12 protein-coding genes and 1 tRNA gene are annotated in these 16718 nt (G+C 50.7%); 8 read left to right on the top strand and 5 right to left on the bottom strand.

Features of this window, described 5'->3' with window-relative positions:
- Positions 1-4 precede the first annotated feature (4 nt).
- Genes nuoK through HRU79_09785 form a run of 3 tightly spaced genes read right to left on the bottom strand, consistent with a single transcriptional unit; the run spans position 5 to position 3049 of the window.
- Positions 5-304, bottom strand: coding sequence for an NADH-quinone oxidoreductase subunit NuoK (gene nuoK / locus HRU79_09775; GenBank protein ID QOJ27314.1), 300 nt, complete (start codon positions 302-304; stop codon positions 5-7).
- Between the two features lie 14 nt (positions 305-318).
- Positions 319-849, bottom strand: a complete 531-nt coding sequence (locus tag HRU79_09780; protein ID QOJ26916.1) for an NADH-quinone oxidoreductase subunit J — start codon at positions 847-849, stop codon at positions 319-321.
- A 22-nt stretch (positions 850-871) separates the two neighbouring features.
- A complete protein-coding gene (locus tag HRU79_09785; GenBank protein QOJ27315.1) occupies positions 872-3049 on the bottom strand; it encodes a bifunctional (p)ppGpp synthetase/guanosine-3',5'-bis(diphosphate) 3'-pyrophosphohydrolase in 2178 nt (725 codons plus the stop codon).
- Between the two features lie 314 nt (positions 3050-3363).
- On the opposite strand from HRU79_09785, the gene HRU79_09790 reads away from it, so the two are divergent.
- The 3 genes from HRU79_09790 to HRU79_09800 all read left to right on the top strand — a co-directional run bounded on the left by HRU79_09790 (position 3364) and on the right by HRU79_09800 (position 10307).
- Complete coding sequence (locus HRU79_09790) at positions 3364-3999, top strand: hypothetical protein (protein QOJ26917.1); 636 nt, start codon at positions 3364-3366, stop codon at positions 3997-3999.
- Between the two features lie 5134 nt (positions 4000-9133).
- Positions 9134-9529 carry a transposase gene (locus HRU79_09795; GenBank protein ID QOJ26918.1) on the top strand — a complete coding sequence of 132 codons (396 nt, stop codon included), beginning with the start codon at positions 9134-9136 and terminating at the stop codon, positions 9527-9529.
- Positions 9429-10307 carry an IS3 family transposase gene (locus tag HRU79_09800; GenBank protein ID QOJ26919.1) on the top strand — a complete coding sequence of 293 codons (879 nt, stop codon included), beginning with the start codon at positions 9429-9431 and terminating at the stop codon, positions 10305-10307. Before HRU79_09795 ends, HRU79_09800 begins: the two co-directional genes overlap by 101 nt.
- Before the next feature lie 154 nt (positions 10308-10461).
- Here HRU79_09800 and HRU79_09805 read toward each other — a convergent pair.
- Positions 10462-10536 (bottom strand) — tRNA-Pro (locus HRU79_09805).
- Between the two features lie 139 nt (positions 10537-10675).
- Between HRU79_09805 and HRU79_09810 the strand changes: the two genes are divergently transcribed.
- Genes HRU79_09810 through pdxH form a run of 4 tightly spaced genes read left to right on the top strand, consistent with a single transcriptional unit; the run spans position 10676 to position 15570 of the window.
- On the top strand, positions 10676-11986 hold the full coding sequence (locus HRU79_09810; protein ID QOJ26920.1) for an amidohydrolase family protein: 1311 nt from the start codon (positions 10676-10678) through the stop codon (positions 11984-11986).
- Positions 11983-12876: a S9 family peptidase gene (locus HRU79_09815; protein ID QOJ26921.1), complete on the top strand. Its 894-nt coding sequence runs from the start codon at positions 11983-11985 to the stop codon at positions 12874-12876. Before HRU79_09810 ends, HRU79_09815 begins: the two co-directional genes overlap by 4 nt.
- Positions 12866-14908: a hypothetical protein gene (locus HRU79_09820; protein ID QOJ26922.1), complete on the top strand. Its 2043-nt coding sequence runs from the start codon at positions 12866-12868 to the stop codon at positions 14906-14908. The genes HRU79_09815 and HRU79_09820 overlap by 11 nt, the downstream gene beginning before the upstream one ends.
- A gap of 20 nt (positions 14909-14928) precedes the next feature.
- Complete coding sequence (gene pdxH / locus HRU79_09825) at positions 14929-15570, top strand: pyridoxamine 5'-phosphate oxidase (GenBank protein QOJ26923.1); 642 nt, start codon at positions 14929-14931, stop codon at positions 15568-15570.
- 23 nt (positions 15571-15593) lie between these two features.
- On the opposite strand, the gene HRU79_09830 is transcribed toward pdxH, so the two are convergent.
- A complete protein-coding gene (locus tag HRU79_09830) occupies positions 15594-15812 on the bottom strand; it encodes a heavy-metal-associated domain-containing protein (GenBank protein QOJ26924.1) in 219 nt (72 codons plus the stop codon).
- A 296-nt stretch (positions 15813-16108) separates the two neighbouring features.
- On the opposite strand from HRU79_09830, the gene HRU79_09835 reads away from it, so the two are divergent.
- Complete coding sequence (locus HRU79_09835; protein ID QOJ26925.1) at positions 16109-16687, top strand: hypothetical protein; 579 nt, start codon at positions 16109-16111, stop codon at positions 16685-16687.
- The last annotated feature ends 31 nt before the right edge of the window (positions 16688-16718 follow it).

Raw genomic sequence — 16718 nt, forward strand, 5'->3', positions numbered from 1 at the left:
GGTTTTACCACTTCATGATATTTACTTCGTCAACATAAACGGTTTGCTTATTCCTGAAGAGAGCCAATACAATGGCCAGGCCAACTGCAGCTTCTGCGGCCGCCACAGCCATGATAAAGAACACAAACAACTGTCCTGCAATATCTCCGGAGAATGCAGAGAAAGCCACCATTGAAAGGTTCACCGAGTTCAGCATGAGCTCGATCGACATGAAGATGATGATTGCATTCCTGCGGGTAATAACTCCAACCGCTCCAATTACAAACAGGACGGCAGAGAGGATAAGGTAGTAGTCTAAGGGTATTGATTGCAGCATAATTATTCTTCGGTTGCTTGATGTTTTCGGGCTAAAACCACTGCACCGATGAGTGCAGCAAGAAGGAGAAGAGTTACCGCTTCAAATGGAAACAGGTAATTGGTAAACAGATGTTGTCCTATCGACTCTGCCGTACCAATTTGAAGAGCAGCCGGATCCAGTTCAGCTTTTCCCGTCGGGCGTCCGATCAGTGCCATAACAACCAATACGATAAATATGGCTCCGGTTGCTATACCTGCGGTAGCTCGCAGGATGCTACCCCGTTCGCGTGCCTGTTGTTCTCTGCCCAGATTGAGCAACATAATTACGAAAACAACCAGGACCATGATGGCACCGGCATAGACCAAGACCTGAACTGCGGCAACAAACTGTGCCTGCAGGGTAAGGTAGAGTCCGGCAAGCATGAAAAAGTGGGCTACCAGACTGATTGCGGAGGTTACCGGGTTCTTGCGCGTGATGGTAAGTAACGCGGTTGTAACGGCTCCAACGGCAAACAGCGTGAACAAAATTGTACTTGTGCTTAAAGTCATCATATCGCAAATATAGGGGAGTAAATTAACCCTCGAACCGCTCTACGGTCCGAATTCCCCGGATACGGTGAAGTTTATCGAATATCTTTTGCAAATGATCGGTGTTTTGAACATAGACTGTCAGGGTACCTTCAAAGACCGAGTCATAGGCATCGATATCAACACCCCGGATATTTGTACTCTGAACAGCGTTAACAGCACTTGTGATTTCACTTAGCATTCCGGGTCTGTCATCGCCGGTAATTTTGATTCCCGCAAGAAATTCACCACGATTTGTGATGCTCCATTGCAGTTCAAGGATACGCGACCCGAGCTTTGTTTTTAAATCCTGGATGTTTGAGCAACTGGACCGATGCACTTTAATCCCGCTGCCCACGGTGACAACCCCAACAATGTCATCTCCCGGAACCGGGTTGCAGCACCTGGCGTAACTGAACTGCACATTCGTATTTCGGCTGCTATCACCAACGATGTAAACGCCTCCCACATCACTTCGAGCAGTCGAGCTGAATTTTTCAAAGGAGGGGGCTTGGTCAGACCTAGCTTCCGCCTCGGCAGCCCTGGGCTGGAGCTTCTCAAGCACGGTAGTGACTGCATCGTCGATGGTAATGTCGCCAGACGCAATGGCATAGAAGAAGTCTGATCGGTTTTGGTATTTCAGCTGAGCAGTTATCCGCTCGAGATCATCATCGTTAACGGAGATGTTAAGTTTCTTTGCACGCTTTTCCCAGAGTTCCCTGCCTCGGGCAACCATTCCTCGACGGTCTTCGTTCAGGATACGTCGGATATGGGTTCTGGCTTTATGGGTGACAGCAATTTTCAGCCAGTCGTTACCGGGCGTTTGATTCTTTGAAGTAAGGATCTCAACCTGATCGCCGGTTTGCAGTTCATGGCTTAGGGGGACAATGCGGTTGTTAACCTTGGCGCCGATACACCGGGCCCCTACCTGCGAATGAATGTCGAAAGCAAAGTCAATCGGTGTGGCACCCTTTGGCAGAATACGGAGCTCACCGGTAGGCGTAAAAACGTAGATCTCGTCTTGATACAGATTGAGTTTAAAACTTTCCTGTATCTGATGCGCAGCATCGTCACCTGCACTTTCAAAAATGTCGCGCACCCACGATGCCCACTCTTCCAAATCGGTACTGTTAATCCACGAAGATGTAGCCCCTTTCTGAGCTTTATACCGGAAGTGTGCAGCAACTCCGCGTTCAGCGAATTCATGCATGGCGCGGGTACGTATCTGCACTTCAACACGCTTCCCGTCGTTACTGATGACGGTTGTGTGCAGAGAGCGATATCCATTTTTTTTAGGGATGCTAACATAGTTTTTGAACCGTTCAGGAACAGGCCGGTAGATAGAAGAAACGATTCCGTAGGCTAGAAAACAGTCGTTATCATCGTTGGTGTCCAGGATGATTCTAACTGCAAACAGGTCGTATAATTCGTCGAGCTGCTTGCCCTGCGAAACCATTTTTTGATAAATGGAATACAGATGTTTGGGCCGACCGTTAATTTCAAACTTCAGGCCTTCGACCTGGAGTTTTTCGGCTATTGGCTGGGCAAAGCGCTCAATTAGTTCGGTTCGCTCTTCACGGGTGCTGTTCAATCCCGATTTAATTTGGTTGTAAGCAGTGGGGTTTAGTACTTTAAAGCTTAAATCTTCGAGCTCCCACTTTATGTTGGCAAGTCCGAACCTGTGAGCAAAGGGTGCGTAGAGTTCCATGGTTTCACGGGCCATCCGAGTTTGACGTTCCGGACTCAGAACATCAATCGTGCGCATGTTGTGCAGGCGGTCGGCAAACTTGACCAGGATAACCCGTACATCATTTACAAGGGAGAGAAGCAACTTGCGGTAATTCTCGGCCTGTGTGATTTCACGGCTTGCGAAAACATCACTGATTTTAGTAGCGCCATCAACGATGGCTGCAACTTCAGAGCCGAACTCAGACTCGATGTCCTTCAGCGAAAACATGGTGTCTTCGACAACATCGTGGAGCAGCGCTGCCATAACACTAATATCATCAAGCGGGATTTCCCGGATGACGATGAGCGCAACCTGAAGGGGGTGGGTATAATACGGTTCGCCCGACACACGCAAGTCGTTAATGTGTGCATTTACGCAGAAGCGGAAGGCTTTTTCGACAGCAGAGCTGTTAAACTTTGGCAGTGAGCGTTTCCCTTCGTCAAGGAGCAAGCGCAGGTCAGCCTCAACATCAACTCCAAAAACATGGTCTTTTTGTGTTTTGTCGCCGGTAAACCTGCGAAATATCGAACTAGCCACGTTGAATGTCCATCGTTTAAATGAAATCCGTACTCAGTGCTTGGCTGCGATGCACAGTCCGGATCCGAGCCAATTGTTTGTTAATGAGTAAGCCATGAATTTGTTTCCGCACCTGTAGCCTTTACTTCCCGGCAACATCTGAAAATACAAAAATCAATCATAGTTGTTGCACAGTAGCATTCGTATATTACACCGAAATATCATTTTCATATTAAAGCAAGGACATGATTACTATGCGTAGGGTTCTGTTAACAGCAAGTATTAGTGGTGTTTTGGCATTATATGGCTGTGGGGGAGAGCTCAAGGAAGTGTCGGAGCAGGTTGAGAACATTAAAAATATAGCTGAATCTGCTCAAGATGCCCAAACCACGATCTCGAAGATAGAACAGCGGCAAAAGGAGCGCCGTGAAAAAGGCGACACTCTTGCGCTCTCTACAGACGAGCTTATGAAGTATCTGCCATCTTCGTTAGCGGGCTATACAGCCGAAGAGCCCGCGTATGAAACAGTGAATGTTGAGGGGATGTCGTACTCCCAGGTTTCGCGCAGCTACACTTCTCCCGACAAAGGAACGGTGGACATTCAGCTTGCCGACTACAATGCAAGTATGGCTCAATACGGTTTCCAGACTATGATGTTTGGAATTAAAATCCGCACTGATAATGCTGAGAAAACGGAGGGTACGTTCCAAACGTCCGACGAGATGATCAACGGTTACGAGACGTTTTACAAACAGTCCGGACAGGCTGAAGTCACCTATGCACTGGGGGGCAGGTTTATCGTTATCATGAAGGCGGAGAAACAGAAAAATACTGACTGGCTCAAGAGCGTAGCGGAAAACATGGGGATTGCCAAACTCGCAGCCATGTAAGAGGGTATTGTGGACTTCAATAGTCTAACCCATCTGCGCATTATGTCAGAATCAGGATTTTCAGGATCTGGGGATAAACAGAAATTCCTCATGAATCATAGTAATCGTAAAATTCTGCACTGATTCTGGCACTCAGCTGTGCGAGGGGTGATCATGTGTAGGGCGACCACGTGGTGTAGGGTGACCACGTGGGGTCGCCCCTACAGTTATGCGCTGTGTTCAACGTTGATGTGTGCGGGCGGGTTTCCGTCCCAACGGTTTCGTGATATTGTTTATGATGTTTCGTGGAGGGCGGATGCCATCCGCCGTTACAATGGTTTCGTGCATGGCGACCACGTGGGGTCGCCCCTACGATATCATGGTTTTGATAACGACGTTTTGTTGAGGGCAACCATACCAGTCGCCCCCACGGATGTCCACATTGCGGTTATGCACAAACCACCTGCACATCCGTGCCACGTCATCTTTCCGAGGGGGCGGACTACGGCCCTCTGGCACCCCCACCTCCCGGCCCCCTCCCCAAACCCCTTCGGGCTTTAGGGAGGGGGAGCCATATTTATCAGATGTATGCAACGTACTGGACGTCGGGACGCACGGCCGTGCGCCCGAAATAAACAGACACATCTGTTCTTATCGTTTTTATCGTTTCTTATCGTTTTATTGCGTTTTATATGGTGCTTCGTACAGGGCGGCCACGTGGGTCGCCTCTGCGGCCCTCCTCGGCTCTCTCGGCCCTCCCCAAACCCCTTCGGGCTTTAGGGAGGGGGAGCCAGATTTATCAGATGTATGCAACGTACTGGACGTCGGGGCGCACGGCCGTGCGCCCGAAATAAACAGACACATCTGTTCTTATCGTTTTATCGTTTCTTATTGTTTTATTGCGTTTTATATGGTGTTTCGTGTGGGCTACGTGGGGTCGCTTTACGGCCCCTCCCGGCCTCTCCCCGGCCCTCCCAAACCCTTCGGGCTTTAGGGAGGGGGATATATTTATCAGATGTATGCAACGTACTGGACGTCGGGACGCACGGCCGTGCGCCCGAAATAAACAGACACATCTGTTCTTATCGTTTTATCGTTTCTTATCGTTTTATTGCGTTTTATATGGTGCTTCGTACAGGGCGACCACGTGGGGTCGCCTCTACGGCCCCCTCCCCGGCCTCTCCCCCCGGCCCCCTCCCCAAACCCCTTCGGGCTTTAGGGAGGGGGAGCCAGATTTATCAGATGTATGCAACGTACTGGACGTCGGGGCGCACGGCCGTGCGCCCGAAATAAACAGACACATCTGTTCTTATCGTTTTTATCGTTTCTTATTGTTTTATTGCGTTTTATATGGTGTTTCGTGTGGGCCACGTGGGGTCGCCCCTACGGCCCCCTCCCCGGCCTCTCCCCCCGGCCCCCTCCCCAAACCCCTTCGGGCTTTAGGGAGGGGGAGCCATATTTATCAGATGTATGCAACGTACTGGACGTCGGGACGCACGGCCGTGCGCCCGAAATAAACAGACACATCTGTTCTTATCGTTTTTATCGTTTCTTATCGTTTTATTGCGTTTTATATGGTGCTTCGTACAGGGCGACCACGTGGGGTCGCCTCTACGGCCCCCTCCCCGGCCTCTCCCCCCGGCCCCCTCCCCAAACCCCTTCGGGCTTTAGGGAGGGGGAGCCAGATTTATCAGATGTATGCAACGTACTGGACGTCGGGGCGCACGGCCGTGCGCCCGAAATAAACAGACACATCTGTTCTTATCGTTTTTATCGTTTCTTATCGTTTTATTGCGTTTTATATGGTGTTTCGTGTGGGCCACGTGGGTCGCCCCTACGGCCCCTCCCGGCCTCTCCCGGCCCTCCCAAACCCCTTCGGGCTTTAGGGAGGGGGGCCTATTTATCAGATGTATGCAACGTACTGGACGTCGGGACGCACGGCCGTGCGCCCGAAATAAACAGACACATCTGTTCTTATCGTTTTATCGTTTCTTATCGTTTTATTGCGTTTTATATGGTGCTTCGTACAGGGCGACCACGTGGGGTCGCCTCTACGGCCCCCTCCCCGGCCTCTCCCCCCGGCCCCCTCCCCAAACCCCTTCGGGCTTTAGGGAGGGAGCCAGATTTATCAGATGTATGCAACGTACTGGACGTCGGGGCGCACGGCCGTGCGCCCGAAATAAACAGACACATCTGTTCTTATCGTTTTTATCGTTTCTTATCGTTTTATTGCGTTTTATATGGTGTTTCGTGTGGGCCACGTGGGAGCGTCTGTACAATATCACATCCATATTTACAGTTATACCCAAACCTCCTTCACCCCCAAACCACGTCATCTTTCCGGACGGACGCACTACGCCCCTTTGGGCCCCACCCCCACCTCCGCCACCATCGTGCATCACCACCAACCACTACAGCTCGGCCGTTCGGCTGTGTTGCGCAGCCTACGTAAAGAACCGTAGGAATTCCGGAGCAATTGCTTTTACGTATAGTGGGGATTTCCCTAGAATATGTGACCATGGCCCTGCCCCAGACCTTATTGCTAATGCGTGGACGGATGCCATCCGCTCTGATAGCGGTTTATCGATTGATATATGGTTTCGTGAAGGGCGACCACGTGGGGTCGCCCTAACGGAATCATCGTTTTTTATGTTGTTTCGTGAAGGGCGACCACGTGGGGTCGCCCCTACGGCTTATGGTATTGTTTATAATGGTTTGTACGGGCGGGTTTCCCGCCCCTACGGTATTGTATTGTTTTTTATCGTGTTTCGTGTGGGCCACGTGGGAGCGTCTGTACAATATCACATCCATATTTACAGTTATACCCAAACCTCCTTCACCCCCAAACCACGTCATCTTTCCGGACGGACGCACTACGCCCCTTCGGGCCCCACCCCCACCTCCGCCACCATCGTGCATCACCACCAACCACTACAGCTCGGCCGTTCGGCTGTGTTGCGCAGCCTACGTAAAGAACCTTAGGAATTCCGGAGCAATTGCTTTTACGTATAGTGGGGATTTCCCTAGAATATGTGACCATGGCCCTGCCCCAGACCTTATTGCTAATGCGTGGACGGATGCCATCCGCTCTGATAGCGGTTTATCGATTGATATATGGTTTTGTGAAGGGCGACCACGTGGGGTCGCCCTAACGGAATCATCGTTTTTATGTTGTTTCGTGAAGGGCGACCACGTGGGGTCGCCCCTACGGCTTATGGTATTGTTTATAATGGTTTGTACGGGCGGGTTTCCCGCCCTACGGTATTGTATTGTTTTTATCGTGTTTCGTGTGGGCCACGTGGGAGCGTCTGTACAATATCACATCCATATTTACAGTTATACCCAAACCTCCTTCACCCCAAACCACGTCATCTTTCCGGACGGACGCACTACGCCCCTTCGGGCCCCACCCCACCTCCGCCACCATCGTGCATCACCACCAACCACTACAGCTCGGCCGTTCGGCTGTGTTGCGCAGCCTACGTAAAGAACCTTAGGAATTCCGGAGCAATTGCTTTTACGTATAGTGGGATTTCCCTAGAATATGTGACCATGGCCCTGCCCCAGACCTTATTGCTAATGCGTGGACGGATGCCATCCGCTCTGATAGCGGTTTATCGATTGATATATGAGTTTCGTGAAGGGCGACCACGTGGGGTCGCCCTAACGGAATCATCGTTTTTATGTTGTTTCGTGAAGGGCGACCACGTGGGTCGCCCCTACGGCTTATGGTATTGTTTATAATGGTTTGTACGGGCGGGTTTCCACCCCTACGGTATTGTATTGTTTTTAATCGTGTTTCGTGTGGGCCACGTGGGAGCGTCTGTACAATATCACATCCATATTTACAGTTATACCCAAACCTCCTTCACCCCCAAACCACGTCATCTTTCCGGACGGACGCACTACGCCCCTTCGGGCCCCACCCCCACCTCCGCCACCATCGTGCATCACCACCAACCACTACAGCTCGGCCGTTCGGCTGTGTTGCGCAGCCTACGTAAAGAACCGTAGGAATTCCGGAGCAATTGCTTTTACGTATAGTGGGGATTTCCCTAGAATATGTGACCATGGCCCTGCCCCAGACCTTATTGCTAATGCGTGGACGGATGCCATCCGCTCTGATAGCGGTTTATCGATTGATATATGGTTTCGTGAAGGGCGACCACGTGGGGTCGCCCCTACGGCTTATGGTATTGTTTATAATGGTTTGTACGGGCGGGTTTCCCGCCCCTACGGTATTGTATTGTTTTTAATCGTGTTTCGTGTGGGCCACGTGGGAGCGTCTGTACAATATCACATCCATATTTACAGTTATACACAAACCTCCTTCACCCCCAAACCACGTCATCTTTCCGGACGGACGCACTACGCCCCTTCGGGCCCCACCCCCACCTCCGCCACCATCGTGCATCACCACCAACCACTACAGCTCGGCCGTTCGGCTGTGTTGCGCAGCTTACATAAATAACCTTAGGAATTCCGATGCGATCACATTCGGAATACGTACCTCGACGAAGGATAAACGTGACGGGAAGAATTACCATTCTCGGTCACATTCCAACCCCATCCACACACTTTCTATCAGCAATTGCATTCGGATTTACTCATTTCTCACCGGAGGTCGGTCCAGCCGACCGAGACGGGAAAGGTGTGTAATGCGGTGACAATGGTCTGGTGGTGGTGGCGGGGGTGGGCAGCCCGGAGCGAAGCGACGGGCACCGTCCGCACGGTGTTACGATGGAGGCATGGCAATGCAGGCTCGGACAAGACCGTTGTAATCCGTCGTTTTGGTTTTAGAATTATGCCTGTCGATTGCGTCACATTTCTATCTTACACCTATACATTCTATCAGCAATTGCATCCGGATGTACTCATTCTCACCAGAGGTCGGCCCAGCCGACCGAAACAGAAAAGGTGTGTGGCGACCTGGCAATGGTCTGGTGGTGGAGGCGGGGTGGGCGGCCCGGAGCGAAGCGACGGGCATGCTGCGTGCGGTGGTGGTTGGGGCCCGGCGATCGACATATTCAGACACCGAGCAGACATGCAGTATACCGAAACCACGAAACGTAAATTCTGTACACCCGTGGAGTGGTCCTGAAAAAGTGGACACTACGGGGAAGGTGTAATTTTCCAAAAATCTAAGGAAAGAGCAATGAAACATCCACCTCGCATTTATGATGAAGCATTTAAACGTCGCGCCCTGGAGATGGTAGCTGCGGGACGTACGCTGGCCTCGGTGGCCCGTGAGCTTGGCATCGACGTCAAGCGACTATCGTACTGGAAGCGTACGCTTGGAGCTGCAGCAGCTGCCGGGCAGAAGACACCTGACGAGCTTGCCGCCGAAGTACGAGCCTTGCGTAAGCGCGCTGAGCGTGCAGAAATGGAACTGGCCATTTTAAAAAAGCGATGTCGATCTTTGCCGCTCCGCCGGGAAGGGACTGAAATACATGTTTATCAACAACCACCGGCACTGTTGGCCGGTGCGCCTGCAGTGCCATGTGCTGCAGGTGAGTGCCAGCGGCTACTATGCCTGGTTAAAGCGACCTGAACCTCAGCTTAGTGACGATGAGCGCAAGCTGGTGCGTGCCATGCGCGAGATTGATGAGAAGTCCAACCATACCTTCGGCAGCCGCCGGATGTACAAGGAACTGCGGCGAGGCAACCTTGTGGCAGGCCGTCACAAAATGCGCCGGCTGATGCGGGAAGACGGCATCCGTGTCAAGCGCACGCCCAGGCGTGCGTTGGTGCAAACTACCGACTCGCAACATCAGCACCCGGTGGCCGACAATCGGCTCAATCGCAACTTTACCGTCACGAAACCGAACACCGTCTGGGCTGCCGACATCACCTATGTACAGACCAACGCTGGCTATGTGTACTTGGCGGTGGTGATGGATTTGTTCTCGCGTCGCATCATTGGCTGGCATCTGTCAGAGACGATCACGCAACAGCTCACCATCACGGCACTCTGGAAGGCCTGGAAGAACCGTTCTTATGCCACCGGCATGCTCATTCATAGTGATCGCGGTTCGCAGTATGCTGCGGCAGGCTATCGCCAGTTTCTGACTGACTACTGTAAAGCAACGCAGAGCATGAGCCGCAAGGGAAACTGCTGGGACAACGCACCAGTAGAATCCTTTTTTGCCACGCTCAAGACCGAAGAATTCAACGACATCAACTTCGTCGATCTCGAGCACCTGAAGCGTCAGGCAGCACACTACATCGAGAACATTTATAATCGCAGACGACTGCATTCAACACTTGGATATACAACCCCCGTTGACTTTGAAAACAACTACTTTCGTAACCAAAAACACCTACCCTAATGTGTCCATTTTTATGGGACCACTCCACCCGATCAGCAATTTCATGATTCAATTACTGTCTGGGAGCAATAAGTCCCGTAAATCTTGAATTCATGTCCTATGTGAAAAACACACATGGTTGGAGAGAGATCATGGGATGGGGACAAGAAAAAAGTCGGGGTGGCAGGATTCGAACCTGCGGCCTTCTGCTCCCAAAGCAGACGCGCTAACCGGGCTGCGCTACACCCCGCGGGGGTGCAAAGTTCGACACCACGGCGTTAAGCACCAAATAATATCTTCATTTTCGGTGAATTTATTTGTTGTACCACGGTGATGTGCCTGGCTGAAGCGTCATTTGGTGTAGCACCGAAACAGTTAGTTTTGCAGATATGCTACATCGTTTCATTCTGGTTGTATTTCTTCTTGTGGGCCTTAGCCCCTTCCCATCCCTCATTGCGTATGGAGGAAGCGAGATTCCCGGACGGGTTGTTACCGGCCCGATTGCGATCACGGGGGGAACTGTACATACGGTAACGTCGGGCACAATGCGTAATGGCACAGTTGTTTTTACCAATGGTTCGATTACCGCCGTGGGTGAGCTGGTGGATGTTCCGGAAGGTGCAACGGTCATTGATGCGCGTGGCAAGCATGTGTACCCTGGTTTTATTGGGGCACAGACAACCCTGGGCTTAAATGAAATTGGAGCTGTACGTGCTACGCGTGATGCTGCAGAAGTGGGCAGGTTTAATCCTAATGTGCGGGCTGAAACGGCGTACGATCCCGACAGCGACATTATCCCTACCGTACGGTCAAACGGTATCCTGATTGCCAACGTCAGTCCGGAAGGGGGCTTGATCAGTGGGTTGTGTTCGGTGATGCGGCTTGATGGGTGGACGCGAGAAGATATTGCAATCGAACCGCGGTGTGCACTGGTGGTTAATTGGCCATCAATGTCGGTAAGTACGTCGTGGTGGGAAAAACGGAGTCCGGAAGAGCAGCGCAAGGATCAGCAAAAACAACTGGATGAGATACGCAGAATATTCGAAGATGCCCGTGCGTACGCGGTGATGGATGATGCCGGCCTGGATACCGCTAAACGGAATTTGCGGTTAGAGGCAATGCGCAGTGTTTTCGACGGATCACTCCCTGTGATCTTTGGCGCTCAGTCGCGTCAGCAGATTCTTGCAGTATTGGATTTTATAAAAGAATTTGGAATAAATGGTATTGTTGCGGGTGGCGCTGAAGCCGGTACTGTTGCCGAACTTCTGAAGCAGCAGAATGTACCGGTGATCCTGGATCGCGTACATCGTCTGCCAGGCCGTGCCGAAGACGGCTATGATGACCCGTACACACTCCCTGCCCGCCTACAGGCTGCCGGCATACGGTTCTGCATCAACGAACCGGGCTATTGGAGCGTCCGCTCTCTCCCGTTCGAGGCAGGTACGGCTATAGCTTACGGTCTGCAGCCCGAGGCAGCACTTGCTGCCATTACAATTGCGCCGGCGCATATTCTTGGTATTGCCGACAGGTATGGATCGATTGACGTAGGGAAGAGTGCCACGTTGTTCATTAGCGATGGTGATGCACTGGATGTGCGGAGTAACAAGGTTACCCATGCGTGGATTGACGGTAGACCTGTGGACCTTGACAACAGGCATAAACGCTTATCAAAAAAATACCGCTCCCGATACCAGCATTGATTAACGGCACCATACTTGAAAGTTCAGCAGTTGCGCTGCCTGCAACGTCGCTTAATATGGCACGCAGGGCAATGACGTCCGAAGAGTTCGAACGCTACCGCTCAGTAGCGATGTATCGTATCGTCTATGCATCCGATGGTCTTCGGATCCATGGCTATCTGGCACTACCCGGGACATATCAAGATCCGTTACCGGCAGTCATGTTTAATCGCGGCGGCATAGGTCCGCGTGGTGCGCTCAGCGATGTTGGTGCTGCCGCCTATGTTGCACTCTACGCATCATGGGGCTACGTTAGCATTGCGTCGAATTACCGCGGTCAGGGCGGCTCCGAAGGCATCGAAGAGTTCGGTGGTGCCGATGTTAATGATGCCATGAACAGTCTGCGTGTCCTGGAACAGTTAAACTACGTTGATCAAGACCGGATTGGTGTGGTAGGGGGCTCGCGCGGCGGTATGATTACGCTGATGATGTTAACCAGGACCAATAGGTTCAGAGCCGCCGTAACGTTTGGAGCACCAACGGCGTTGCATCACGAAGATAAAAAAAGTTTCATTTGGAAGATGATGGCTAAATCGTTATCCGATGAGGCCACACAACAAGCAGAAGCACAAAAACGAAGTGCATTGACCTTTGCCGATCAATTGTGCAAGACAACGCCGCTGCTGCTTCTGCACGGGACGGGTGACCGACGGGTTGCTCCGGAACATTCGCTGCTGATGGCTCAAGAGCTGCAAAAATTGCAGCATCCGTATAAGCTGATCATGTACGACAATGCCGACCATGTTCTTGCAGGCAGACGTGAAGAAAGTAATGCCGATATTCGCTGGTGGTTAGATACGTATGTTTTCCATAAAAATCCTTTACCTAAAACCGGACCCCATGGCGCATAAATTCTCCGTACGCACGTTCTACTCCGTACTTGTTGTTGCATTTGCTCTTCTGCCGTCCTACGTGTCTTCGCAGATCGTTGAGAAAATCTTTGAGAACCCGGTACTCTACGAACGTATGTACCCATTGCACGACCACTCAGGTGCTATACTTGACTTCCCGGGAAAGGAGGTTGACAGTACCCTTGATGTGAAGAGCTACGAGCTATGGTTTGATTTGCGCAGGTTGGTAACTGTCCCGCATTCCGAACGCGGACAGATGCACTTCTCCGGCATTGTCCATATTGTATTTACGGTTACCAAGCCCGTTGACAGAATTACCCTGGACGCTGAGAAAATTTCTGTCCTGGTAGCCTCTGTTAATAATCAGCTTACCGAAGTCGAAAAATCTGCAGGGGGCGTGACGGTGAATCTGGGCCACACTCTTCAGACAGGTCAGACTGATACACTTACCCTGGTGTTTATCGGCGAGCAGAGTCGGCGCGGAATGTACGGATATAGTCCTGGTGAAATCGATACATCTGCAGCCTATCCGTTTGGCATTGCTTACGTTTTTACCGAACCCACGGATTCTCGGTATGCATATCCGTGCCACGATGCACCGCATGACAAGGCAATGTTTACAGCCCACATTCGGGTACCCGAAGGCTACACCGGTGTGTCGAACGGACTCCTGAAAGATGTTAAAAATGAAGACGATGGATCGGTATGGTTTACCTGGCAGGAAAACAATGTAATGCCAACCTACCTGTTCAGTGTTGCCGCCAGTGTGTTTGATACGCTGAATCAACAGGCTACCAGCATCGATGGTAGAATAATACCGATATATAATTTCTTTTGGCCGATGGATCGGGACAGTAGTCCGTATAGTGCTGTGAATGCCTTGAAATCAATGCCCAAGATGATCCCCGGACTGGAGAAGTATTTTGGCAGATATCCATTTGCCAGCTACGGACATGTGTTTGCAGCACCGCTTACAATTGGCGCAATGGAGCATCAGACCATGACCCTTGCCAACAGGAAATGGCTGAACGGTCAGGCTGAGGCAGGGCTTGCTCATGAGCTGGCACATCAGTGGACGGGCGATATCGTTAGCTGTGGTACATGGTCTGATATCTGGCTTAACGAAGGCGGAGCATCATGGGGTGAAGCTCTATGGAGTGGCGAAGTTTACGGACGTACGGGATATAACAATCAGATGATGGCCCGAAAGATTCGGTATCTGAAAACTTCAAAAACAGATCCGTCCATCTATGATCCGCCACCATACCTGATTTTTAACGAAGGAACTACGTACTGCAAATCAGGCTGGGTGTATCACATGCTGTACCGGATGTACGGGGATGTGTTTATTTCAGCACTTCAGGAGTGGCTCAGCCATCCAATACCAACAAGTAAACAAACCTATGAATTTGTAAACTTTTTAAAACAGCAGATATCTGATCCGATTATTCCATGGGATACGTTCTTTGATCAGTGGCTTATCCAGAAATTCCACCCTCAAGTCCTTGCAACCGCCGAGTTACGTAGCCAACATGGAACAACTCAGGCAACCGTGTGGCTGACGCAAGTTCAGGATACATTAAATATTCCAACGGTTTTTCAGTTTCCACTCGGGCTTCGGTTTATGGGAGTTGCCGAGGTTGTAGACACCACGATCATCGTTCGCAATCGCGAAGAAAAAGTTGATGTTACCGTTGCTTTCCCGGTTGATTCCGTTGCTCTTGACCCGGACAATGATGTGTTACTGGAGAGCACGGTAGAGATTGTAACCAAGATTAGGGATGACCAGCATCGTGAAGCCAACGTGCGCATTGCTGGCAGTACTCCGCATCAGGCCGGCGTGCCCCTTGTTCTGCTGGCAGACGGGAATGTCAGCGCGTCAGTATATTCCATTGACGGTCGAAGAATATCAGTACTAAAGGGAAGCACAGGCAGACTTGTTTTTGACACTCGTGGATGGAGACCTGGCGTTTACGCTATGTATGTTGAAGGGGGCTTGCCAACGGTGCTCAAATTTATTGTTGTTGACTAAGAACATCCAAAGGACAACCTATGAAATCGGCAGACATTGCGGCGCTTCGAAAGGAATACGCCAAAGCCTTACTCAATGAGCATACGGTGCTCCGCAATCCGTTAGAGCAATTTTCAGTCTGGCTTGATGAAGCTGTTGCCGCCTCACTGCCAGAGCCAACGGCAATGGCTTTGGCCAGTGTCAATGATGGTGGCGCACCATCTGTCCGTATGGTACTGCTAAAAGGAGTTGACCATGGTTTTGTGTTCTACACTAACTACAACAGCAGAAAAGGGACTGAGCTTCTTGGCAACCACAATACTGCTCTGCTATTTTTCTGGCCTGAGCTTGAACGTCAGGTACGTATCGAAGGCATCGTTGAGAAGTCCACAGCAGAAGAGAGTACAGCATACTTCGATAGCCGTCCGCGTGATAGCCGGATTGGTGCTCACGCTTCGGCGCAAAGCAGCGTTATTCAATCACGTGAAGAGCTCGACGAGCACTACGCACTGTTGCATGCCCGGTTCGATCAGCAGGATATTCCCCGACCCGATACTTGGGGTGGCTTCAGAGTGATTCCGCATACCATCGAGTTCTGGCAGGGCAGGCCTAGCAGGCTGCACGACCGCCTCCGCTTCCGTAAACAAAATGATGACTGGCTGCTGGAACGGCTGAGTCCGTAATCCCTTCAGGGTCAGGTTACCACCTACACCGGCTCGATGGTAAAGCCCGCTTTTTTAACGGCTTCCTGAACATCATCGCCGGAAGCCCCTTCCAGATTTACCGTGAGAATCTTATCCACAGTATCTGTGTCTACCGACCATTTGGTGATGCCCTGCACCTTGTCCAGAAATGGAGTTACCGACTTAATACAGCCGTCACAGTTGATATTGGTTTTGAATTGAAGTGTGATGTGAGAATCCATTGTGCAAAAATACGGTACTGTGGGGAAGTCTCTGACAGGCTGGTAAACCAGGTTGCCCGCGGTTGTGGCTGTCAAAAAAAACTCAATGTGGAGCGATTGATTATATCGGGCAGAAACACCACAACAAACATGGCATAACCATCTGAACGATATTTAGGGAAGGTAGGTGCCATTGTGTCAACTCGAATTTAGTTGTTTGCTACCAGTGTGTTGGTGGTCCGCTTCGAATTAGGCGTATCATTGTACTGTGCTTGAACCTTAGTTCAGGTGAAGAAATGGAATTGTTTTAACTTGAAGTGACTGCAAAAACCGGTAAAGAGCAGTTCTGTAAAAACCAAAAGCCGATCAGCTATGACCTGCTTGATTTTTGGAAGTGGAGTGCATCAGACCTGGTCTCAAATGCTACGCGGGGCATTCTGGCAGAATTTATCGTTGCAACTGCAATGGGCATTGATTTAGCAAAGCCGCGTGATGAATGGGGTTCGTATGATTTAATGACACCTGAGGGTGTTAGGATCGAGGTTAAATGCTCAACTTTCCTACAATCGCGGGCACAGACCAGCCTGTCTTCGGTAATCTTCAGTATCAAACCGGCTCGTAAATGGATTGAATCAACTCATGAGTATTCCGAAGTTGTAGTGCGTGACTCAGATGTGTATATTTTTTGTTTACTCCAGCATACTAACAAGGCGACTGTAAACCCGCTGGAAATAGAACAATGGCGTTTCTATGTTGTTGCAACAAACGAACTATATAGATTGAAAGGTGATCAGAAAACATACACTTTAAAAGCGTTAGAAGACTTTGCTATTTCAGTACCATACGACGGTATTCGCGAAGCAATCTCAATAGCAGTGAATAATGGACTGCAATAGTTATCCGCACACATTCTTTACTCTATCTCAG

The organism is Ignavibacteria bacterium (genome assembly GCA_015709655.1).
GTDB lineage: Bacteria > Bacteroidota > Ignavibacteria > Kapaibacteriales > Kapaibacteriaceae > OLB6.

Excerpts from the sequence above, each read along its gene's own strand:
- HRU79_09780 (QOJ26916.1), bottom strand. The coding sequence starts at position 849 with ATGATGACTTTAAGCACAAGTACAATTTTGTTCACGCTGTTTGCCGTT.
- HRU79_09790 (QOJ26917.1), top strand. The coding sequence starts at position 3,364 with ATGCGTAGGGTTCTGTTAACAGCAAGTATTAGTGGTGTTTTGGCATTA.
- HRU79_09795 (QOJ26918.1), top strand. The coding sequence starts at position 9,134 with ATGAAACATCCACCTCGCATTTATGATGAAGCATTTAAACGTCGCGCC.
- HRU79_09800 (QOJ26919.1), top strand. The coding sequence starts at position 9,429 with ATGTTTATCAACAACCACCGGCACTGTTGGCCGGTGCGCCTGCAGTGC.
- HRU79_09810 (QOJ26920.1), top strand. The coding sequence starts at position 10,676 with ATGCTACATCGTTTCATTCTGGTTGTATTTCTTCTTGTGGGCCTTAGC.
- HRU79_09820 (QOJ26922.1), top strand. The coding sequence starts at position 12,866 with ATGGCGCATAAATTCTCCGTACGCACGTTCTACTCCGTACTTGTTGTT.
- pdxH (QOJ26923.1), top strand. The coding sequence starts at position 14,929 with ATGAAATCGGCAGACATTGCGGCGCTTCGAAAGGAATACGCCAAAGCC.
- HRU79_09830 (QOJ26924.1), bottom strand. The coding sequence starts at position 15,812 with ATGGATTCTCACATCACACTTCAATTCAAAACCAATATCAACTGTGAC.